The 20,451-nt window shown below is 72.9% G+C and carries 23 protein-coding genes; 18 read left to right on the forward strand and 5 right to left on the reverse strand.

From position 1 onward, the window contains the following. The first annotated feature begins 34 nt into the window (after positions 1-34). From F1C12_RS06130 to F1C12_RS06170, 9 genes are read left to right on the forward strand one after another with little or no spacing between them, the layout of a single operon-like run. Entirely contained in the window at positions 35-1,642 is a 1,608-nt protein-coding gene (locus F1C12_RS06130) for a molybdopterin-dependent oxidoreductase (protein ID WP_185277908.1), read from the forward strand. A 4-nt stretch (positions 1,643-1,646) separates the two neighbouring features. Next, complete coding sequence (locus tag F1C12_RS06135) at positions 1,647-2,846, forward strand: ThiF family adenylyltransferase (RefSeq protein WP_185277909.1); 1,200 nt, start codon at positions 1,647-1,649, stop codon at positions 2,844-2,846. Positions 2,847-2,897: 51 nt separating this feature from the next. Beyond that, a complete protein-coding gene (locus F1C12_RS06140; RefSeq protein ID WP_185277910.1) occupies positions 2,898-4,112 on the forward strand; it encodes a molybdopterin molybdotransferase MoeA in 1,215 nt (404 codons plus the stop codon). Further along, positions 4,109-5,107: a bifunctional molybdenum cofactor biosynthesis protein MoaC/MoaB gene (gene moaCB, locus F1C12_RS06145; protein WP_185277911.1), complete on the forward strand. Its 999-nt coding sequence runs from the start codon at positions 4,109-4,111 to the stop codon at positions 5,105-5,107. The genes F1C12_RS06140 and moaCB overlap by 4 nt, the downstream gene beginning before the upstream one ends. Continuing rightward, a complete protein-coding gene (locus F1C12_RS06150; RefSeq protein WP_185277912.1) occupies positions 5,104-5,517 on the forward strand; it encodes a molybdenum cofactor biosynthesis protein MoaE in 414 nt (137 codons plus the stop codon). The genes moaCB and F1C12_RS06150 overlap by 4 nt, the downstream gene beginning before the upstream one ends. A gap of 57 nt (positions 5,518-5,574) precedes the next feature. Beyond that, a complete protein-coding gene (locus F1C12_RS06155) occupies positions 5,575-5,979 on the forward strand; it encodes a TOBE domain-containing protein (RefSeq protein ID WP_185277913.1) in 405 nt (134 codons plus the stop codon). 14 nt (positions 5,980-5,993) lie between these two features. Next, positions 5,994-6,794, forward strand: coding sequence for a molybdate ABC transporter substrate-binding protein (modA, locus tag F1C12_RS06160; protein ID WP_185277914.1), 801 nt, complete (start codon positions 5,994-5,996; stop codon positions 6,792-6,794). Then, the gene (locus tag F1C12_RS06165; protein ID WP_185277915.1) at positions 6,791-7,603 is read left to right on the forward strand and encodes an ABC transporter permease; all 813 of its coding nucleotides are present in this window, start codon (positions 6,791-6,793) and stop codon (positions 7,601-7,603) included. Before modA ends, F1C12_RS06165 begins: the two co-directional genes overlap by 4 nt. Beyond that, a complete protein-coding gene (locus F1C12_RS06170) occupies positions 7,600-8,637 on the forward strand; it encodes a sulfate/molybdate ABC transporter ATP-binding protein (protein WP_185277916.1) in 1,038 nt (345 codons plus the stop codon). The genes F1C12_RS06165 and F1C12_RS06170 overlap by 4 nt, the downstream gene beginning before the upstream one ends. A gap of 18 nt (positions 8,638-8,655) precedes the next feature. On the opposite strand, the gene F1C12_RS06175 is transcribed toward F1C12_RS06170, so the two are convergent. From F1C12_RS06175 to moaA, 3 genes are read right to left on the reverse strand one after another with little or no spacing between them, the layout of a single operon-like run. Then, entirely contained in the window at positions 8,656-8,991 is a 336-nt protein-coding gene (locus F1C12_RS06175) for a hypothetical protein (RefSeq protein WP_185277917.1), read from the reverse strand. A 45-nt stretch (positions 8,992-9,036) separates the two neighbouring features. Then, complete coding sequence (locus F1C12_RS06180) at positions 9,037-9,300, reverse strand: MoaD/ThiS family protein (protein WP_185277918.1); 264 nt, start codon at positions 9,298-9,300, stop codon at positions 9,037-9,039. Beyond that, positions 9,293-10,390 (reverse strand): GTP 3',8-cyclase MoaA, encoded by a 1,098-nt coding sequence (moaA, locus tag F1C12_RS06185; protein WP_185277919.1) that lies wholly within the window; start codon positions 10,388-10,390, stop codon positions 9,293-9,295. Before moaA ends, F1C12_RS06180 begins: the two co-directional genes overlap by 8 nt. A 61-nt stretch (positions 10,391-10,451) precedes the next feature. Here moaA and F1C12_RS06190 point away from each other — a divergent pair, with 61 nt between their 5' ends. The 6 genes from F1C12_RS06190 to F1C12_RS06215 all read left to right on the forward strand — a co-directional run bounded on the left by F1C12_RS06190 (position 10,452) and on the right by F1C12_RS06215 (position 16,190). Continuing rightward, entirely contained in the window at positions 10,452-11,045 is a 594-nt protein-coding gene (locus F1C12_RS06190; RefSeq protein WP_185277920.1) for a sulfite oxidase-like oxidoreductase, read from the forward strand. After that, the gene (locus F1C12_RS06195) at positions 11,042-11,794 is read left to right on the forward strand and encodes a ferredoxin reductase (RefSeq protein WP_258046143.1); all 753 of its coding nucleotides are present in this window, start codon (positions 11,042-11,044) and stop codon (positions 11,792-11,794) included. Before F1C12_RS06190 ends, F1C12_RS06195 begins: the two co-directional genes overlap by 4 nt. Continuing rightward, entirely contained in the window at positions 11,791-12,054 is a 264-nt protein-coding gene (locus F1C12_RS06200) for a DUF6510 family protein (RefSeq protein ID WP_185277921.1), read from the forward strand. The genes F1C12_RS06195 and F1C12_RS06200 overlap by 4 nt, the downstream gene beginning before the upstream one ends. 65 nt (positions 12,055-12,119) lie before the next feature. Further along, a complete protein-coding gene (locus F1C12_RS06205) occupies positions 12,120-13,616 on the forward strand; it encodes an SDR family NAD(P)-dependent oxidoreductase (protein WP_185277922.1) in 1,497 nt (498 codons plus the stop codon). Positions 13,617-13,739: 123 nt separating this feature from the next. Further along, a complete protein-coding gene (locus F1C12_RS06210; RefSeq protein WP_185277923.1) occupies positions 13,740-15,731 on the forward strand; it encodes an amino acid transporter in 1,992 nt (663 codons plus the stop codon). Positions 15,732-15,779: 48 nt separating this feature from the next. After that, positions 15,780-16,190, forward strand: a complete 411-nt coding sequence (locus F1C12_RS06215; RefSeq protein WP_185277924.1) for a DUF1622 domain-containing protein — start codon at positions 15,780-15,782, stop codon at positions 16,188-16,190. Positions 16,191-16,192: 2 nt separating this feature from the next. Here F1C12_RS06215 and F1C12_RS06220 read toward each other — a convergent pair whose 3' ends face one another. Continuing rightward, positions 16,193-16,570, reverse strand: a complete 378-nt coding sequence (locus tag F1C12_RS06220; RefSeq protein ID WP_185277925.1) for a DUF5997 family protein — start codon at positions 16,568-16,570, stop codon at positions 16,193-16,195. A gap of 54 nt (positions 16,571-16,624) precedes the next feature. On the opposite strand from F1C12_RS06220, the gene F1C12_RS06225 reads away from it, so the two are divergent. Continuing rightward, complete coding sequence (locus tag F1C12_RS06225) at positions 16,625-17,281, forward strand: LysR family substrate-binding domain-containing protein (protein ID WP_185277926.1); 657 nt, start codon at positions 16,625-16,627, stop codon at positions 17,279-17,281. 17 nt (positions 17,282-17,298) lie between these two features. Next, the gene (locus tag F1C12_RS06230; protein WP_185277927.1) at positions 17,299-18,594 is read left to right on the forward strand and encodes an alpha-hydroxy-acid oxidizing protein; all 1,296 of its coding nucleotides are present in this window, start codon (positions 17,299-17,301) and stop codon (positions 18,592-18,594) included. Between the two features lie 11 nt (positions 18,595-18,605). On the opposite strand, the gene F1C12_RS06235 is transcribed toward F1C12_RS06230, so the two are convergent. After that, on the reverse strand, positions 18,606-19,013 hold the full coding sequence (locus F1C12_RS06235) for a hypothetical protein (protein ID WP_185277928.1): 408 nt from the start codon (positions 19,011-19,013) through the stop codon (positions 18,606-18,608). Between the two features lie 137 nt (positions 19,014-19,150). Between F1C12_RS06235 and F1C12_RS06240 the strand changes: the two genes are divergently transcribed. Further along, the gene (locus F1C12_RS06240) at positions 19,151-20,443 is read left to right on the forward strand and encodes an alpha/beta hydrolase (protein ID WP_185277929.1); all 1,293 of its coding nucleotides are present in this window, start codon (positions 19,151-19,153) and stop codon (positions 20,441-20,443) included. The last annotated feature ends 8 nt before the right edge of the window (positions 20,444-20,451 follow it).

Here is a 20,451-nt window from a genome sequence, read left to right on the forward strand (position 1 = left end):
CATATCCACCGGTTTGCGCGCTTATCCTTCCGCTATGGGATCGCCTGTGTCTGCGGGGCCGGCCCGGCCCGAGGGGTCGCCGGGGCCGTCGCGGTCCGCGACGCCGGCCCGGGCCGTCGCGTTCTGGCCCGCCACCGCCGTGGGCGCCGCGAGCGTCGTGGCCGGCGTCGGCGCCGCCGAGCTGCTGAGCGCGTTCTTCGTGCAGGACGGCAGCCCGATCCTCGTCGTCGGCGCGCTCGTCATCGACCTCACCCCCGCCTGGCTGAAGAACGCCGTGATCGGCGTGTTCGGAACGGGCGACAAGGCGTTCCTCATCTCGTCGCTCGCCGTCGCGCTCCTCATCGGCGGCGCGATCGCCGGCTGGCTGGAGCTGCGGCGGCCTCCGCTCGGGCGCATCCTGATCGGCGTCGGCGGCGCGCTGGGCGTGTTCGCGGCGTTCACCCGCGCCGGCTCCTCGATCGTCAACGTCGTGCCGTCGGCGCTCGCGGCGCTGGTCGCCATCCTCATCCTCGGCTGGCTGGCCGACCTGCTGCGCGGCACCCGGCCGACCAGGATCGCGCCGGAGGGCGAGGTCAGCCGGCGGCACTTCGTCACCGCGACCGCGGCCACCGCCGCCGCGGGGATCGTGGCGACCATCGTCGGCCAGGCCATCGCGACCGGCTACCGCGCCGCCTCGGCCGCGCGTGCCGCCTTCCACCTCCCGAAGCCCGCCGTCGCGGCCCCGCCCGTCCCGGCCGGCGCGTCGTTCGACATCTCGGGGCTCGCGCCGATCATCACCCCGAACGCCGACTTCTACCGCATCGACACCGCGCTGCAGATCCCCGGCATCGACCCGTCGGCCTGGCGGCTGCGGATCACCGGGATGGTCGAGAAGGAGGTCGAGCTGACCTTCGCCGAGCTGCTCGCCCTGCCGCTGGAGGAGTCGATCACCACCCTCACCTGCGTCTCGAACGAGGTCGGCGGCGACCTGATCAGCAACGCGAAGTGGCTCGGCTACCCGATCCGCCACCTGCTCGCCAGGGCGAAGCCATCGGCCGACGCCGACATGGTGCTCTCCCGCAGCCAGGACGGCTGGACGGCCGGGACGCCGCTGGAGGCACTCACCGACGACCGCAACGCGATCCTGGCGGTCGGGATGAACGGGCAGCCCCTCCCACTGGAGCACGGCTACCCGGTGCGGATGGTGGTCCCCGGGCTGTACGGCTACGTCTCGGCCACCAAGTGGGTGGTCGAGCTGAACGTGACCCGGTTCGACAAGGCGACCTCGTACTGGACCGACCGCGGCTGGTCCGAGCGCGGCCCGGTGAAGCTGGAGTCCCGCATCGACGTGCCAGGCGACGGACGCCAGGTGAAGGCCGGGACGGTGGCGGTCGCGGGCATCGCCTGGTCGCAGCACGTCGGCGTCAGCGCCGTCCACGTGCAGGTCGACGGCGGCGCGTGGCAGGAGGCCACCCTCGCCGACGCCATCTCGGCCGACACCTGGCGGCAGTGGAAGTACGCGTGGGACGCCACCCCCGGCTCGCACACGATCAAGGTGCGCGCGACCGACGCGCACGGTACGGTCCAGACCTCGAAGGTGGCGGACGTCGTGCCCGACGGTGCGACCGGATTGCACACCATCGGCGTGACGGTGGTTAGCTAGCGCCATGCCCTCCCCCACCCGCCCCGCGCCGCTCGTCGCGCCCGGCCCTGCGCTGCCGTCGCAGTACCGCGCCCGCTACGCGCGCACGGAGCAGCTGCCGGGCTTCGGGGAGACCGCCCAGCGCCGCCTCCGCGCCGCGCGCGTGCTCGTGGTCGGCGCCGGCGGGCTCGGCTCCGCTGTGCTGCCGCTGCTGGCGGGAGCCGGCTTCGGGACCATCGGGATCGTCGACGACGACAGCGTGGAGCTCAGCAACCTCCCGCGGCAGACAATCCACCGCGAGCGCGACCTCGGCCGGCAGAAGACGGCTTCGGCGGCAGACGCGATCCGCGCCATCGACTCCGGGATCGACGTGCGGGTGTTCCCCGAGCGGCTCACCTCGGCGAACGCGCCGGGCATCCTCGCCGGTTTCGACCTGGTGCTCGACGGCAGCGACAACTTCCCGACCCGGTATCTCGTGAACGACGCGGCGCTGCTGGCCGGGCTGACTGTGGCCGGAATGCCTGTGGCCGGAATGCCCGTGGTCTGGGGCGCCGTGCACCGGTTCGGCGGGCAGGTCGGGCTGAGCTGGGCGCCGCACGGGCCGCACTACCGCGACCTCTTCCCGGTCCCTCCGGAGCCCGGCAGCGTGCCGAGCTGCGCGGAGGCGGGCGTGCTGCCGAGCGTGTGCGGGGTGATCGGGTCTCTGATGGCGAGCGAGGCGATCAAGGTCGTGACCGGGGAGGGCGACCTCCTGCTCGGCCGCGTGCTGGTGCACGACGGGCTGCGCGGGACGTTCCGCGAGCTGCCGTACGCGGCCGATCCGACGGCGGAGCCAGTGACCGAGCTGATCGACTACGAGCTGTTCTGCGGCGTCGCGGCGATCGAGGTGCCGTCCCCCGCCGCCACGACCGTCTCCCCCGCCGACCTGGCCGCGCGCCTGGCCGCTGGACAACCGCACATCCTGCTCGACGTCCGCGAACCGTGGGAGGCCGACATCGCCGAGCTGCCCGGCTCGCTGCTGGTGCCACTCGACGTGGTCGTGCGGGACGCGCCGGGCGTGGCGGAGCGGCTGGGCGACGACCCGCTGGTGATCGTCTGCCACCACGGCATCCGGGCCGAGACCGCGCGCAAGCTGCTGGACGCCGCAGGCGCACCCGGCGTGGTGCTGGAGGGCGGCCTGGACGCCTGGTCGCGCGAGGTCGACCCGACGCTCGCGCGGTACTGACCTCGCCTCCGGCCCCTCGCCTGCCGCCGGCCCGCGCGGGATACTGAACCCATGACCCCACCGCGCAGCGTCGAGGAGCACGTCGAGCACGTCAACCGCCTGCTGGAGCCGCTCTCCGCGGAGCCGGACGTGGAGACCGTCCAGCTCGCCGACGCCTCCGGGCGCGTCGCGGCGGCCGACGTCCGGTCGGAAGTCGACCTCCCGCTGTTCCGCAACTCGCAGATGGACGGCTACGCCGTCCGCGCGGCCGACGTCGCCCACGTGCCGGTCGCGCTGGAGGTGACCGGCGACGTGCCGGCCGGGCACGAGGTGCCGCTGACGCTGACGCCGGGGACGGCCATCCGGATCATGACCGGCGCGCCGGTGCCCAGCGGCGCCGACGCGATCGTGCCCGTGGAGGACACCGAGCTCGTCCTCGGCAGGGACGACGACCTGAACGGCGCCGTGGTCGAGGTCCGGCGTTCCCGCAAGCGCGGCGAGTTCGTACGCGAGCGCGGCAGCGACCTGGAGCGCGGAGACGTGCTGGTGACGGCCGGCACCCGCCTGGCGGCACGTCACCTGGCGGCTCTGGCGGCCGCGGGCGTCATCTCGGTGGCCGTGCGGGCGCGGCTGCGGGTCGCGGTCCTGACCACCGGCTCGGAGCTCGCTGCGCCCGGTCGCGGCGTGCGCTTCGGGCAGGTCTTCGACGCGAACGGCGTCGCCCTCGCCGCGCTGGTCGAGGAGTCCGGCGCCGTCGTGTCGCTGCGCGCGAGCAGCAGCGACGACCCGGCGGCCTTCGCGCGAGTCTTCGACGCCGCGGTCGCCGCCTCCGACCTGGTCGTCACCTCCGGCGGAATCTCGAAGGGCGCGTACGAGGTGGTCAGGGAGGTGCTGCTGCCGCGCGGCGCGGAGGTCACGACCGTGGCGATGCAGCCGGGCGGCCCGCAGGCGACCGCGGTCGTGGACGGCGTGCCCGTGCTGTGCTTCCCCGGCAACCCGGTGAGCACGCAGGTGTCGTTCGCGGTGTTCCTGCGCGGGCCGCTGCGCGACGCGGCCGGGCTCCCGGAGCTGCCGGTCCGGCGCGTGCGCCTGGCGGAGTCGGTGCGGTCGGTGCCCGGCAAGCGCCAGTTCCTGCGCGGCAGGGTCGGCGAGGACGGCGTCGCCCCGGTGTCCGGGCCGAGCTCGCACCTCGTCGCGGCGATGGCCACCGCTGACGTGCTGATCGACCTGCCTGCCGACGCGGAGGCGGTCGAGTCGGGCGCGGACGTGACAGTCTGGACCCTATGAGCGAGCTCACCCACCTGGACGCCGACGGTCGCGCCCGCATGGTCGACGTCGGCGCGAAACCGGAGACCGACCGGGAGGCCGTGGCCCGTGGCCGGCTGGTGACCACGCCAGAGGTGGTGCGCCTGGTCGCCGCCGACGACCTGCCCAAGGCGGACGTGCTGGCGACCGCGCGCATCGCCGGGATCGCCGGCGGCAAGCGCACGAGCGACCTCATCCCGCTCTGCCACCCGCTGCCGCTGAACTCGCTGCGCGTGGACTTCGCCCTGGACGAGGCGGCCGGGTCGATCGCGATCGAAGCGGTCGCCCGGACGCACGGCCGCACCGGCGTGGAGATGGAGGCGCTGACCGCCGTGGCGGTGGCGGGGCTGACGCTGCACGACATGGTGAAGGCCGTCGACCCGGCCGCGACGCTGACCGATGTGCAGCTGGTGGCGAAGAGCGGAGGGAAGCGCGGAGAGTGGCGGAGGGACCGTGAAGCGGGCGTGGAGGTCGTCCCGCCCGCGGACACCACTGCCACCGCCGTCGTGATCGTCGCCTCCACCCGCGCCGCCGCGGGCCAGGCCGCCGACACCACGGGTCCGACCATCGCGTCCTGGCTCGACGACCACGGGCTCCGCACCGACGTGCGCGTCGTGGCCGACGCGGACGTCGCCTCCGCTCTGCGGACCGCCGTCGCCGGGCGGCCCGCCGTCATCCTCACCACCGGAGGCACCGGCGTCTCCCCCGACGACCGCACCCCGGAGGCCACCGCAGCGGTGCTCGACCGCGAGCTCCCCGGGCTCGCCGACGCGCTGCGGGCGCGCGGTGCGGCCTCCACCCCCCTCGCCGCGCTGAGCCGCGGCCGGGCGGGCGTCGCCGGACGGACGCTCGTGGTGAACCTCCCCGGGTCGCGCGGCGGCGTCGCCGACGGACTCGCCGTCCTGGACGACGTGCTGGAGCACCTGCTCGATCAGCTGAGCGGCGACCGCGACCGTGGGCACGGAGCCCGCCGATGACCGCCGTCTTCGCCGACGTGTCCGACCGGCCGCTCGACCCCTCGACGCTGGACGAGTTCGTCTGGCGGCGCGAAGCCGGAGCGGTCGTGTCGTTCCAGGGCATCGTGCGCGACCACGACGGCGGCCGGTCGGTCGTCTCCCTCGACTACCGCGCGCATCCCGAGGCGACCGACTTCCTCCGGCGCTGCTGCGAGGAGGTCGCCGAGCGCACCGGGCTGCGCGTCGCGGCCGTGCACCGGGTCGGCTCCCTGACCATCGGGGACCTCGCCCTCATCGCCTCGGTCGCGGCCCCGCACCGGGCGGAGGCCTTCGCCGCGTGCGCCGAGCTGGTCGAGCGGATCAAGGCCGAGGTGCCGATCTGGAAGCGGCAGCACTTCGCCGACGGCGCCTCGGAGTGGGTCGGTCTCTAGACCGCAGACACCATCCGGGGTCGATTTTGACGCTCCTGCCGGTCTAGAGTGCTGTTCGTGCCGCAGATACGGGTGAGGGACGCCGCCAGCTTCCTGGGGGTGAGCGACGACACCGTTCGTCGCTGGATCGACGCCGGGGTGCTCTCCAGCGCCAAGGACGAGGGCGGCCGCACCGTCGTGGACGGCCTGGAGCTCGCGCAGCTCGCCAAACAGAACGCCGTGCTCCCCACCGACCCGTCGGGCGTCGGCCGGTCGGCGCGCAACCGGTTCGTCGGGATCGTGACCGACATCGTCATGGACACGGTCATGGCGCAGGTCGAGTTGCAGTGCGGCCCGCACCGCGTCGTGTCGCTGATCAGCAGCGAGGCCGTGCGCGAGCTCGGACTGGAGCTGGGCTCCGTCGCCGTCGCGGTCGTCAAGGCGACCAACGTCATCGTGGAGACGGCAGGACCCGTCGAATGAGAAGCAGGAGAAGCATGCGTACACGGTCCGGGTTCGGGATGGTCGCGGCGGCGCTCGCGGCGGTGGCGCTCGCCGTCTCGGGCTGCTCCGCCGGCACGGGTTCGGACGCGCCGACGCAGACCCCCACCAAGCACGACGTCACGGGCACCGTCACGGTGTTCGCCGCGGCCTCCCTCACCAAGACCTTCACCGAGCTCGGCAAGGACTTCGAGAAGGCCAATCCGGGCAGCACGGTCAGCTTCAGCTTCGGTGGCTCGTCCGACCTGGTCACCCAGCTCAGCGCCGGCGCCCCCGCCGACGTGTTCGCCTCCGCCGACCAGAAGAACATGGACAAGGCCGTCTCCGCCGGCGTCGTCTCCGGCGACCCGGTCGACTTCGCGACGAACGTGCTCGCGATCGCCGTGCCTCCCGGGAACCCGGCCCACGTCACGGGGTGGGCCGACCTCGCGAAGCCCGGCCTCAAGGTCGTCGTTTGCGCCCCGCAGGTCCCGTGCGGCGCGGCGACCGCGAAGGTGGAGTCCAACACCGGCGTGACACTCAAGCCTGTCAGCCAGGAGTCGTCGGTGACGGACGTGCTCGGCAAGGTGTCGTCCGGGGAGGCCGACGCCGGGATCGTCTACGTCACCGACGTGAAGGGCGCGGGGAAGAGCGTCGACTCGGTGCCGTTCCCGGAGGCGAAGGACGTGGTCAACACCTACCCGATCGCCGCGGTCAAGCAGGGGCAGAACTTCACCGGGGGCGCCGCCTTCATCGCATACGTGACCGGCCCGGAGGGCAGGAAGGTGCTCGAGGCCGCCGGCTTCGGGAAGCCGTGACGCGGCGCTCGCCCGCGGCCACGGGCATCCCCGGCTGGGTGCTCGTCGTCGCCGCGCTCGGCGCGCTGTTCGTGCTGCTCCCGATCGTCGCGATGGTGACCCGGGTGGACTGGACGCACTTCGTCGCGCTGATCACCTCGCCGTCGTCGGTGGACGCGCTGCTGCTCAGCCTGCGCACCTCGGTCGCGGCGACGATCGCCTGCCTGGTGCTCGGCATCCCGATGGCGGTCGTGCTGGCGCGGGTGCCGTTCCGGGGCCGCGGGTTCGTGCGAGCGATCGTGCTGCTGCCGCTCGTGCTGCCTCCGGTCGTCGGCGGCCTCGCCCTCCTCGCCCTCTACGGCCGGCGCGGGCTGCTGGACGGCGCTCTACCGATCGCGTTCTCGACCCCGGCCGTGGTCATCGCGCAGACCTTCGTCGCGCTGCCGTTCCTGGTGCTGAGCCTGGAGGGCGCGCTGCGCACCACCGGCCAGCGCTACGAGGCGGTCGCCTCGACCCTCGGCGCGCGCCCGTCGACGGTGCTGTTCCGGGTGACGCTGCCGCTGGTGACGCCCGCCATCGTCTCGGGATCGATCCTGTCGTTCGCGCGCGCCCTCGGCGAGTTCGGGGCGACGCTGACCTTCGCCGGGAGCCTGCAGGGGACGACGCGGACGCTGCCGCTGGAGATCTACCTGCAGCGCGAGACCGACCCCGACACCGCCGTCGCGCTGTCGCTCGTGCTGATCGCGGTCGCCATCGCCGTGGTCGCGGTCGCTCACGGAGCCGGAGAGCCGCTGCGCAGGAGGCCGCGGCCGGCCGGAGCGACGCCGTGAGCCTCGACTTCTCGGCCACGGTCGCCGAACGGGATGTCGCGGTGGACCTGCGGCTCGGCACGGGCGAGACGCTGGCGCTGCTGGGGCCGAACGGCGCAGGCAAGTCCACGGTGCTCGGCGTGCTGGCGGGGCTGATCCGTCCGGACGCGGGGAGGGCGACGCTCGCGGAGGAGACCCTGTTCGACCTCCCTGCCGCGTGGCTGCCGCCCCACCGCCGCGGCATCGCGCTGCTCGCGCAGGACGCCCTGCTCTTCCCGCATCTGACCGTCCGTGGCAACGTCGAGTTCGCTCCCAGGTCGGCGGGGGCGTCCCGCGCGGAGGCGCGCGCGAAGGCCGACGAATGGCTGGACCGCACCGGCGTGCGCGCGCTGGCCGAGCGCCGGCCGGACGAGCTGTCCGGCGGCCAGGCGCAGCGTGTCGCGATCGCCCGTGCGCTGGCCGCCGAGCCCGACCTGATCCTCCTGGACGAGCCGTTGGCCTCCCTCGACGTGAGTGTGGCGGGCGAGCTCCGCGCGATGCTGGCCGACGTGCTCGCCGGACGCACCGCGGTCGTCGTCACGCACGACGCGCTCGACGCCTACCTGCTCGCCGACCGCGTCGCCGTCCTCGGCGGCGGCCGGGTCGTCGAGGAGGGCCCGGCGCGCGAGGTGCTGACGCAGCCGCGGGACCCGTTCACCGCCGAGCTCACGGGCCTCAGCCTGCTGACCGGCCGCCGCACCGCGACCGGTCTGGTGACCGACGGCGGTCTCGTACTCGACGGCACGCCGACGGCGCCGATCGCGGAGGGGCAGGCGGTGACCGCGGTGGTGCGGCCCTCCACGGTGGCGGTGCGGGTGGGCGCGCCGATGGAGGGCACGGCCGGGATCGCCGCGACGGTCACGGCCCTCGAACCCCGCGACGACCTGGTCAGGGTCCGGACGGACCGGCTCACCGCGCTCGTCCCGGCGGCCGTGGTCGCGGAGCTGCGGCTGACGGCAGGCACCCGGGTGACACTGGCGGTGCCACCGGGCGAGGTGCGGATCACGGCGGGGTGAGCCCGCGCGGGGTGCTGGTTACGAGCCGAGCTTCATTCCGGCGGTGGAGTAGCCGCCGTCGGGGTTCGCCGAGGGTCGCGGCTCCCCGAACGCCGGGTTCGGCTTGCCCGGGAGGCTCTGCGGCACCACCCGCGCCCGCACCGCCCCGACGATCGCGACGACGCACGCCGCCAGCAGCACGACGCCGGCGACGACCAGGGCGAGTCCGAACGTCTCGCCGCGGGTCAGCAGCACGATCCCGAACGGCAACGCGAGCCAGGTCGCGATCCCGGTGAGCAGGGCCGCGACGACCAGCGCCGCGAACGTCCCCTGCCGACGACGGACGGCGGCCAACTCCCGCATGTGCACGCTCATGGTGTCCCCCTTCGCCGCAGCGTAGCGGAACACCCGCCGCGGATGTCAGCCCCCGGCGAACGGGGGCAGCACGTCCACTCTCTCGCCGATCACCGCGTCCGGGTCGCGCGACACGACGCCGTCGACCAGGAACGATCCGTTGCGCAGCACCAGCCGCATCGCGTCGCCGTAACGCGCGTCCAGCAGCGCGCGGAGGGCGCCGACGGTCGGCGCGTCGAGCGAGACCCGCTCCTCCTCACGCCCGGCGGCCTCCTCCGCCGCCGCGAAGTAGCGGACGAGGACGCTCCGCCCTGCCGCCGCCTCAGCCACCGATCGCCCCCATGCTGCGCACCGGTGGGACGAAGCCGGCGGCCTCCATGCCGTGTCCGGACTGCTTGCCCCACATCGCGCCGCGCCACCATCGTGCCAGCTCGGCGTCGTCCGCGCCGCCGCGGAGCAGTCCGCGCAGGTCGGTCTCGTCGTCGCCGAACAGGCACGAGCGGACGGTGCCCTCCGCCGTGATCCTGGTGCGGTCGCACGCGGAGCAGAACGAGCGGGTCACCGAGGCGATGATGCCGACCGTGGCGGGGCCTCCGTCGACCAGCCACTCCTCGGCCGGGGACGACGGGTCGTCCGGGCGGCCGACCTCGACCAGGTCGAACCGGGTGCGGAGGACGGCGAGCAGCTCCTCGGCCGACACCATGTTCTCGCGCAGCCAGGTGTGGTCGGCGTCGAGCGGCATCTGCTCGATGAAACGCAGCCGGCAGCCGTGCTCCAGCGCCCAGGCGAGGAGGTCGGGGGCGTCGGCGAGGGTCTTGCGCATCATCACCGCGTTCAGCTTGAGCGGCGTGAGGCCCGCGGCGTGCGCGGCGGCGATCCCGGCGAACACGGCAGGGAGGCGGTCGCGGCGGGTGAGCGCGGCGAAGTGCTCGCGGTCGACGGTGTCCAGCGAGATGTTCACGCGGGTGAGACCTGCAGCCACCAGCTCGCGCAGGCGGTGGTCGAGGCCGATTCCGTTGGTCGTGATGCTCAGGTCGATCCCGGGCGCGGCCGCGGCGGAGAGGCCGATGATCTCGGCGAGGTCGGCGCGCATCAGCGGCTCGCCGCCGGTGAACCGCACCTCGCGGATGCCGAGGTCGCGCACGCCGATCCCCACCAGCCGGGCGATCTCGGCCGGGGTCAGCAGTTCCTCGCGCGGAATGGCGGGCAGCCCCTCCGCCGGCATGCAGTAGGTGCAGCGCAGCGAGCACTTCTCGGTCACCGAGACGCGCAGGTCGCGGGCGACGCGGCCGAACCGGTCGATGAGCCCCGGGACGTCCGGACGGCCCGCCAGACTCGGCGCGTGGTCAGCGCTCGTCTCCGGGCTCGCGGCATCGCGCAGCGTGACGCTGCGCGGGAGTCCGAGATTGACCGCGGCCATGTCCTCACCCTAGACCGGCCGGCCATAGACCGGCGCACCGCGACGGGAATAAGCTCCGCGCATGGGAATCATCTCGTCCGGCTTCCTCGGCCGGCGCAGAACCGAGGACCCCCGCCTCCCACCGGGCCAGTACGTCACGGAGGGCTTCCCCGTGCTGTCCGCCGGCCCGACTCCCCGCGTCCCGAAAGAGGACTGGGCGTTCACGATCACGACAGAGAAGGGCGTGGTGCACCGCTGGAGCTGGGACGAGTTCCTGGCCCTGCCGCAGGACGACGTCGGCACCGACATCCACTGCGTCACCAGCTGGTCGAAACTCGGCACCTCGTGGCGCGGCGTCACGCTCGACACCCTGTTCGAGAAGGTCGACACCGACTACGAGTACACAATGGCGCACTCCTACGGCGGGTACACGACGAACGTCCCGCTGAAGGACCTCCTCGACGGCAAGGCCTGGGTCGCGCACACGTTCGACGGCGCCGACCTGCCCCCGGAGCACGGCGGGCCGGCCCGGCTGCTGGTGCCGCACCTGTACTTCTGGAAGAGCGCCAAGTGGGTGAGCGGGCTGGAGATGCTGCCACAGGACCAGCCCGGCTTCTGGGAACAGAACGGCTACAACATGTACGGGGACCCCTGGAAGGAAGAGCGCTACTGGTGAGCACCGCGTGGCGGGTGGCGGAGGTCGTGGCCGCGCACGAAGAGACCGCGACGGCCCGCACGATCCGGCTGCGCATCCCGGGACTCTCCGGGCACCTCGCGGGTCAGCACGTCGACGTGCGGCTCACCGCGCCGGACGGCTACCAGGCCGTGCGCTCCTACTCGATCGCGTCGGCCTCCGGAGCGGACGGCCTGGCGCCGGACGAGTTCGAGCTGACCGTGGAGGAGCTGCCTGACGGCGAAGTCTCGCCGTACCTCGTGCACGGCCTCGCGGTCGGCGACCAGCTGGAGGTGCGCGGCCCGGTGGGCGGCTGGTTCGTCTGGCGGGCCGGCGACGACGGACCCGTGCAGCTGATCGCGGGCGGCTCCGGCGTCGTGCCGCTGATGTCGATGGCCCGCGCCCACGCCGCCGCGGCGAGCGCCGCGCCGTTCCGGCTGCTCTACTCGGCGCGCACGCCGATGTCGGTCTACTACCGCGACGAGCTGATGGCGCTCGGCGAGGGCACGGCGCCGCTGCGGGTGGACTATGTCTACACGCGGGAGGCTCCGGCGGGCTGGCCGGTCGCGGCCGGGCGCCTGACGGCGGAGGCGCTGGGCGCGCTCGTGCTGCCGGCCGCGGACTCGCCGCGCTTCTACCTGTGCGGGTCGACTCCGTTCGTCGAGGCGGTCTCCGGCTGGCTCGTCGACGCCGGGCACGACCCGGACCGCATCCGCACCGAACGCTACGGCGGGATCGGAGGGGCAGCGTGAGCGAGCTGGACTACCTGGACGGCAACGCGGCGGCGGGACTCCTGTCGGAGGTCTTCGCGGTCGATGTGACGGTGGCGCGCGGCAAGTGCGCGCACTGCGGCGACGTGTCGGTGATCGCGAAGGCGCACCTCTGGCCCGACGACCACGGGATGGTGCTGCGCTGCCGGATCTGCGGCGACGTGATCGCGATGGCGACTGAGCGGGAGGGGCGGCTCTGCCTCGACCTCCGGGGACTGGACTGGCTCGAACTGGAGGTCTGAGGCCTCCTCCGCGAAGGGCCCGGGCCTTCAGGAGTCGGTCATCCGCACCCCAGTACAATCGTCCGGTGCCAGCCGAATCCTCCGCGAGCCTCGACCCCGACGACCTCGCGACCACCCTCCGCGTCCTCGCGCAGCTCCATGAGCTCGACCAGGAGCACCCCGACTTCGTCTCCGTCCGCCGCGCGACCGCGCACATGTTCAAGGCCGTCAAGCAGGCCAGGCGGCGCGAGCTGCGGGAGGCCGAGCTCGCCGCCGACCGCGCCGTGATCGCCGCGACCGCGACCGGCGCCCCCGACCGCATCGACGACGAGACCCGCGGCCGCGACCTGACCTCCCCCACCACCGGCTCCGCCACCGCCGGCACGCTGATCAACTCGCAGGCCTGCTACATCTGCAAGCAGCACTACACCGAGGTCGACTGGTTCTACCACCAGCTCTGCCCGTCCTGCGCCGCGTTCAGCCACGCAAAGCGCACCGCCCGCACCGACCTGACCGGCAAGCGCGCGCTGCTCACCGGCGGCCGCGCCAAGATCGGCATGCACATCGCGCTGCGGCTGCTGCGCGACGGCGCGGACCTGACCATCACCACCCGCTTCCCGCGCGACGCCGTGCGCCGGTTCTCGCAGCTGCCAGACGCGAAGGACTGGCTGCACCGCCTCCGCGTCGTCGGCATCGACCTGCGCGACCCGGCCCAGGTGATCGGCCTCGCAGACTCGGTCGCCGCCCGCGGCCCGCTGCACGTGCTCATCAACAACGCCGCCCAGACCGTGCGCCGCTCCCCCGGCGCCTACTCGCTTCTGGCGGAGGCCGAGTCGCACCCGCTGCCCGACGGCCCGCTCCCGGAGCTGGAGACGTTCGGGCACACCGCCGACCCGCACCCGCAGGCGCTGGAGGCCTCCGTCGCCGCGCACCCCCTGCTGTCGTCGGCGAACGTCCACGGAACCGTCGCCGAGCTCGTCGGCGCCGCCGCGCTCACCGCGAACGACCTCGCGTCCGCCGCGATGGCCGCGGGCTCCTCGTCGCTGGAGCGCCACCACGACGGCACAGCGATCGACGCCGGCGGCCTCGTCCCCGACGTCCAGCGCGTGAACACCTGGACCCGCGCCGTCGGCGGCATCGACCCGCTGGAGCTGCTGGAGGTGCAGCTCTGCAACACGACGGCGCCGTTCATCCTGATCGACCGCCTGCGCCCGTCGCTCGCGGCCGCGGGCCGCTCGTACGTGGTGAACGTGTCCGCGATGGAGGGCGTCTTCGGCCGCCGCTACAAGGGCGCGGGCCACCCGCACACCAACATGGCGAAGGCCGCGCTCAACATGCTGACGCGCACCAGCTCGCTGGAGATGTTCGAGACCGACAACATCCTGATGACGAGCGTCGACACCGGCTGGATCACCGACGAGCGCCCCCACTACACGAAAGTCCGCCTCGCCGAGGAGGGCTTCCACGCCCCGCTCGACCTGGTCGACGGCGCGGCGCGGGTCTACGACCCGATCGTGCGCGGCGAGGCCGGCGAGGACCTGCACGGGGTGTTCCTGAAGGACTACCGATCTTCCGCGTGGTGACCGCGGCCGCCTGACTATACTTTTGCAGGCATCACGGGGAGGCCGGTGGACGGGCCTTCCCGCTCTACCGTCGGCCCGCGCGATGAACGTACATTAGGCACGAAGGTCAACGAAGGGCAGCCGATGTCGAGCACTTCCCCGGAGCCGCTCCCCCTCCCCGGGCAGACGCATCCGCTGACGGCGGCGCCACAGCGCACCAGCCGGTTCAAGCACTGGCTGCTGGTCGGCATGGTCGACGAGCACGGCACCCAGCAGGGCCCGCACGGCCAGACCCCGGAGCACCAGCACTCCTGGTGGCGGGTCATGTGCCTCACCGGTCTCGACTACTTCTCCACCCTCGGCTACCAGCCCGCCATCGCGGCGCTCGCCGCCGGGCTGATCTCGCCGTTCGCGACGCTCGTGCTGGTCGCCCTGACCCTGCTCGGCGCCCTGCCGGTCTACCGCCGGGTGGCGCGCGAGAGCTTCCGCGGCTCCGGCTCCATCGCGATGCTGGAGCGGTTCCTGCCGTGGTGGGCCGGCAAGCTGTTCGTCCTCGTCCTGCTCGGGTTCGCCGCGACGGACTTCATGATCACGATCACGCTGTCCGCGGCCGACGCCACCGCGCACGCGATCGAGAACCCGTTCGCGCCGTCCTGGTTCCACGGCAACAACGTCATCATCACGCTCGTGCTCATCACCGCGCTGGGAGCGGTGTTCCTCAAGGGCTTCCGCGAGGCGATCGGGATCGCCGTCGTGCTCGTCGGCGTGTACCTGGCGCTCAACGTCGTGGTAGTGACGACCTCCATCATCCAGGTCTTCGAGCACCCGACCGCGATCGACGACTGGTGGAGCGCGCTGTTCGCCTCGCACGGCAACCCGCTGCTCATCGTCGGCGTCGCGCTGCTGGTGTTCCCGAAGCTCGCGCTCGGCCTCTCCGGCTTCGAGACCGGCGTCGCCGTCATGCCGCAGATCAAGGGCAAGCCGACCGACGACCCGAACTACCCCGAGGGCCGTATCCGCGGCGCCGGCCGGCTGCTCACCACCGCGGCCCTCATCATGAGCGCGTTCCTGATCACATCGAGCTTCACGACGACGCTGCTGATCCCGCAGAAGGAGTTCCAGCAGGGCGGCGCCGCCAACGGCCGCGCGCTCGCCTACCTCGCCCACGAGTACCTGGGCAACGGCTTCGGCACGGTCTACGACATCAGCACCATCCTCATCCTCTGGTTCGCCGGCGCCTCCGCCATGGCCGGCCTGCTCAACCTGGTGCCGCGCTACCTCCCCCGCTACGGGATGGCGCCGCAGTGGGCGCGCGCTGTGCGGCCGCTGGTGCTGGTGTTCACCGCGATCGCCTTCCTGATCACGCTGATCTTCGACGCCAACGTGGATGCCCAGGGCGGCGCGTACGCGACCGGTGTCCTGGTGCTGATCACCTCCGCCTCCCTCGCGGTGAGCCTGTCCGCCTGGCGCAAGAAGCAGCCGAAGCGCACCGTGGTGTTCGGGATCATCACCGCGATCTTCGTCTACACCACGATCGACAACATCATCGAGCGCCCGGACGGCCTGCGCATCGCGACGCTGTTCATCATCGGCATCCTGATCGTTTCGATCGTCTCGCGCATCGGCCGGTCGTTCCAGGTGCGCGCGACGAGCGTCACCTTCGACGTCTCCGCGCTCGACTTCATCCTGGAGGACGCCGAGGAGGGCGAGATCCGCATCATCTCGCACGAGCCCGACGTCGACACCACCAAGGAGTACGAGGAGAAGAACAAGGACGAGCGGCGCTTCAGCCACATCCCGCAGCGTTCGCGCACCATCTTCCTCGAGGTGATGAAGTCCGACTCCTCCGACTTCGAGGAGGACCTGGTCGTGCACGGCGTCGTCAAGTACGGCTACCGCGTGCTGCGGGTCAAGAGCGGCAACGTGCCGAACACGATCGCGGCCATCCTGCTGGAAATGCGCGACATCACGGGCGTGGTGCCGACCATCTACTTCGAGTGGACGGAAGGCAACCCGATCTCGAACATGTTCCGCTACCTGATCACCGGCGTCGGCGAGGTCGCCCCGGTGACCCGTGAGGTGCTGCGGGAGGCCGAGAAGGACGTCAAGCGGAGGCCGGCCGTCCACGTGGCCTAGCCTGCGCGCCCTCTCTCCAGCGCCGCCGGCCTGTGGCACCATGTGCGCATGGACACCCACGCGTTCTTCGAGGCGGTCGGGGTCGCCTTCGAGTTCGCGGGCGTCGCGGCCCTGGCGGTCGGGTTCGTCGTGGCGCTCGCGATCGCGCTGGCGGTCTGGGTGCGCACGCGCAACGGCGCCGACGCCTTCCGCACGCTGCGCGAGGCCTTCGGCGGTGTCATCCTGCTGGGCCTGGAGCTGCTGGTCGCGGCCGACCTGGTCAAGACCGTGACCTCCAGCCCGACGCTGACCGACGCGGTCGTGCTCGGGATCATCGTGCTCATCCGGACCATCCTGAGCTTCTCGCTGCAGGTGGAGATCGACGGCGTGGCGCCCTGGCGCCGCGCGTTCGTGACCGGGCCGGAGGTGCTGGCGCACGCTGTGAAGAAGGCCGGGGCCGCCGGGACGCCCCAGCCGTAGCGTCAGTCGCGCGCCGCGCGCTCCGCGTTGCGCTGCTTCACGCGCGCGTTCTCGGCGTGCACCTGCGCCTGCGTCGCGCGCTCGGCGACCAGCCACTCCGGCTTCTCCTCCAGCAGCGTCTTGATCTCCGCGGTGGTGAGCGGCTCGGTGACGCCGGCGCGGGCCAGCCCCGAGTTGCTCACGCCGAGTTTGTGGGCGACCACGTCGCGCGGGTGCGGTCCGTCTGCGCGGAGGGTGACCAGCCAGGCGGGCGGGTTCGCGTTCAGCTCGTCGAGCTCGGTGCGGCTGATCTCGCGGTCGCGGAACTCCTCCGGGGCCGCCGACAGCAGGATGCCGAGCTTCTTGGCCGCGGTGGCCGCCTTCATGGTCTGGGGCTTCATGGGTTCAAGGGTATCGTCCGCGCGGGTGCGCGGCCTGCCGGTAGCCTGGCGTGCATGGCCTCCCGCTTCGCCCTCGCGTTCCCGCTCGGTGTCACGATCGGCAAGTGGACGCGCGTGTTCGCCGAGCGGCAGCCCGGCGTGGAGCTCGTGGTGCGGCCGTCGGCCGACCCGCTGGCCGTGCTGGCGGCAGGCGAGGCGGACATGGTGTTCGCGCGCGACGCGACAGCGGACGACGACCGGCACCTGATCCCGCTGTACACCGAGGACGTCGTCGTCGTGATGCACCACGAGCACCTGCTGACGCTGGAGGAGAAGCTCTTCCTGGCCGACCTCGACGGCGAGACCCTGCTGTCCGACGAGCCGTCGGAGGCGCTCCTGCGCAGCGTGGCATCCGGCGACGGCATCGCGCTGCTGCCCGCGTCGGTGGCGAAGGCGCTGCGCCGCAAAGACGTCACCGCCATGCGGCTGGAGGACGGGCCGACCTCGGACGTCGGCCTGAGCTGGCCGCGCGACGGGCAGCATCCGCTGGTGGACGAGTTCATCGGCATCGTGCGCGGCCGCACGGCGCACAGCTCGCGCAACCCGGAGGTCGCGGCGACGGAGGCCGCGAACGGCAAGCGCTCGGCGCCGGCGAAGAAGACTGCGGCGAAGAAGGCGCCGCAGAAGACGCCGCAGAAGAAGCAGGGCAAACGCCCGCGCCCGAAGCGCTGACCGGCCAGAATGGGCAGATGACCACGACCACGAGCGTCGCGAACAGCATCGGCCGGGCCGCGCAGAGCGTCGTGTACCGTGCGGGCGTCAGCGGGCGCCGGCCCGCCGTCCCCATCGCGTTCCCCGAGCTGGAGCGCGCCGCCCGGAAGCGGATGTCGCGCGCGGCGTTCGCGTACATCGCGGGCTCCGCCGGACTGGAGCGCACCGACCGGGCCGACACCGACGCGTTCGCGCGGCACCGGATCGTGCCGCGCGTGCTGCGCGATGTCTCGGAGCGGGACCTCTCGATCGAGCTGTTCGGGCGCCGGCTGCCCACTCCCCTGCTGCTCGCGCCGATCGGCGTGCTGGAGCTCGCCCGCCGCGACGGCGACGCAGCCGCCGCGCGTGCCGCCGCCGCGCACGGCATCCCAGCCGTGCTCTCGAACCAGGCCTCGGCTCCGATGGAGACGGTGGCCGCAGAGATGGAGGACGTCCGGCCGGGCGCCGCGCGCTGGTTCCAGCTCTACTGGAGCTCGTCGCGCGACCTGGTGGCGAGCCTCGTCGCGCGCGCGGAGGCCAGCGGCTGCGAGGCCATCGTCGTCACCCTCGACACGCACGTGCTCGGCTGGCGCCCGCGCGACCTCGACCTCGGCTACCTCCCGTTCAGCCGCGGCCTCGGCATCGCGCAGTACACCAGCGACCCGGTCTTCCGCCGCCTGGTGCGGAAGCGGCCGGCCGGCGCGGGTCCGCGCGAGCGCGCCACCGTCACGCCGGCCGCCGTGGCCTCCTTCGCGAGCATCCTGCGCCACCATCCCGGAGACCTGCGCGAGAACCTGCGCTCGGGCGAGCCGCTGGCCGCGGTCGAGACCTTCCTCGACGTGTTCGCCGACCCGTCCCTGACCTGGGACGACCTCGCGTTCCTGCGCGAGCGCACCGACCTCCCGATCGTCCTGAAGGGCGTGCTGCACCCGGACGACGCCCGGCGCGCGGTCGACGCGGGCGTGGACGCGGTGCAGGTCTCCACCCACGGCGGCCGGCAGATCGACGGCGAGATCGCCGCGCTCGACGCGCTGCCCGGCGTGGTCGACGCGGTCGACGGCCGCCTGCCGGTGCTGTTCGACAGCGGGATCCGCGGCGGCGCGGACGTGGCGATCGCGCTCGCCCTCGGCGCCAGGGCCGTCGCGGTCGGGAGGCCGTACGCGTACGCCCTCGCACTGGCCGGCGAGCGCGGCGTGGGCGAACTCCTCCGCAATCTCGTCGCCGAACTGGACATCACGCTCGGGCTCTCCGGCGTCGCCCGCGTCGCCGACCTCGACCGGTCGGTCCTCGCCTAGGCCGACGCCGGCTACGCCACCGCCGCCGCGATGAGCGACAGCAGCGCCTGCGCGTACGCGGAGGCCGCGTCCTCCTCCTCGAAGAAGCGCTCGGCGCCGTCCAGCTCCAGGGTCACCCGGTAGCCGTCCGCCGTGCGCGCGAGGTGCCGGAACGAGCCGCCCAGCAGTTCTCTGAGCTGGTCCTCGCGCGGGATCCAGAGCGCGTCCTCGACGGCGAGCGAGTCGAGCGCCCACTCGGTGGTGCCGTTGAAACCGAGGATCGTGCCGGTGTCGAAGTGGTGCGGCTCGATCGTCATCTCGCTCACTGTGAACCGCTCGCCCGCCATCCCCGGCCGGTCGATGGCGAAGGTGTCGCCCGACGCCGGCTGCCAGCGCAGTCCGGCGGCGCGCAGCAGGCGCGCGGTGTCCTCGTGGATCATGGCTGCTCCTCTCGCGTTCCGGATCGCCCCCAGTTCGGGGGCGAACCCAGAGAATACGCCCAGGCACGCGCTTCGCGTTCACCTCTCGTTCGATTCTCGGCCATAGATTCGGTCCATGGGAATGCCGACAAGACGCCGTGTTTGACGCGCTGCTGTCCGTCGACGTCCTCACCGGCCCGGTTCCGGTCGTGGTGTTCGCCGTCGCCGCGGCGCTGCTGGTCGCGCTCCTGGCGCGCCGTCCCTCGCTCGCCTGGCTCCGCCGGCTCGGCCTTGCCGCCGCCATCGGCCTCCTCGGCGCTGTCATCACCTGGCTCGTGTGCGTCCGCTGGCTCAACCTGTTCGGCGAATCGCTCGGCGCGGGCAACTACCTCTGGGTGGCCGCTGTGTTCTGCGGGGTCGCGCTCGCCGCGGCCAGCATCGGCCGCGCCCCGCGCTGGCGCACGGCCGTCGCCATCGCCGCCGTGCCGGCCTTCGTGCTCGCCGCGACCCTGGGCATCAACCTGAACTACGGCCTCGACCGCACCGTCGGCAACGTCCTCGCCATCACCATCCCGAACCCGATCAAGGCCAAGCCGCTCACCGGCCGGAGCACGGCCTACGACGTCGCGCTCTGGAAGCACTGGAAGGCGCCGGCGGGGATGCCGCTGAAGGGCAAGACCGGCACCGCGCACATCCCGGGGACGATCAGCGGCTTCCATGCCAGGGAGGCCGGCGTCTACCTGCCGCCCGCGGCGCTCACCGCCCACCCTCCCGCATTGCCGCTCATCGTGATGATGATGGGCCAGCCCGGCAACCCCGACCCGGAGCCCATCGCGTCGGTGCTGAACGCCCTCGCCGCCCAGCACCACGGCCTCGCCCCCGTCGTCGTCGTGGCCGACCAGCTCGGCGCGGGGATGCCCGACACCCTCTGCCTCGACACGACGCGGTACGGTAACGTGGCCACCTACATCACGAGGGACGTCACCGACTGGGCCGCCCGGCACCTCCCGATCACGCACGACCACCGGTTCTGGTCCATCGCCGGGTACTCCAACGGGGGCCTGTGCGGGCTGTCGTTCGGCATCGATCACCCCGACCTGTTCGCGAACATCCTCGACATCTCCGGCGAGGAGTACCCGGGCGCCGAGCATCCCGCCGCGACGCTGAACGAGATCTTCCACGGCGACCAGGCCGCGTACGACCGGTCCAAGCCGCTCAGCCGGCTCGTCCCCGGCGCGTTCCCCGGCTCCATCATCTTCACCGCCTGCCGCGACGACCCCCGGTATCACGGCGTCGCGGCGCAGGAGGTGCGGGCCACGCAGCGTGCGGGGGTGGCGAGCACTTTCATCGACCTCCCCACCGGCGGTCACGGCATGGGCGCACTGATGGGCGGGCTGACCGGCGGCCTCCCGCTGCTGTTCGGGACCCTGGGGCTGCAGAAGCCCGGCTAGCGCAGCGC

It is taken from the genome of Leifsonia shinshuensis (genome assembly GCF_014217625.1).
In the GTDB taxonomy this organism is placed as follows: Bacteria; Actinomycetota; Actinomycetes; order Actinomycetales; family Microbacteriaceae; genus Leifsonia; species Leifsonia shinshuensis_A.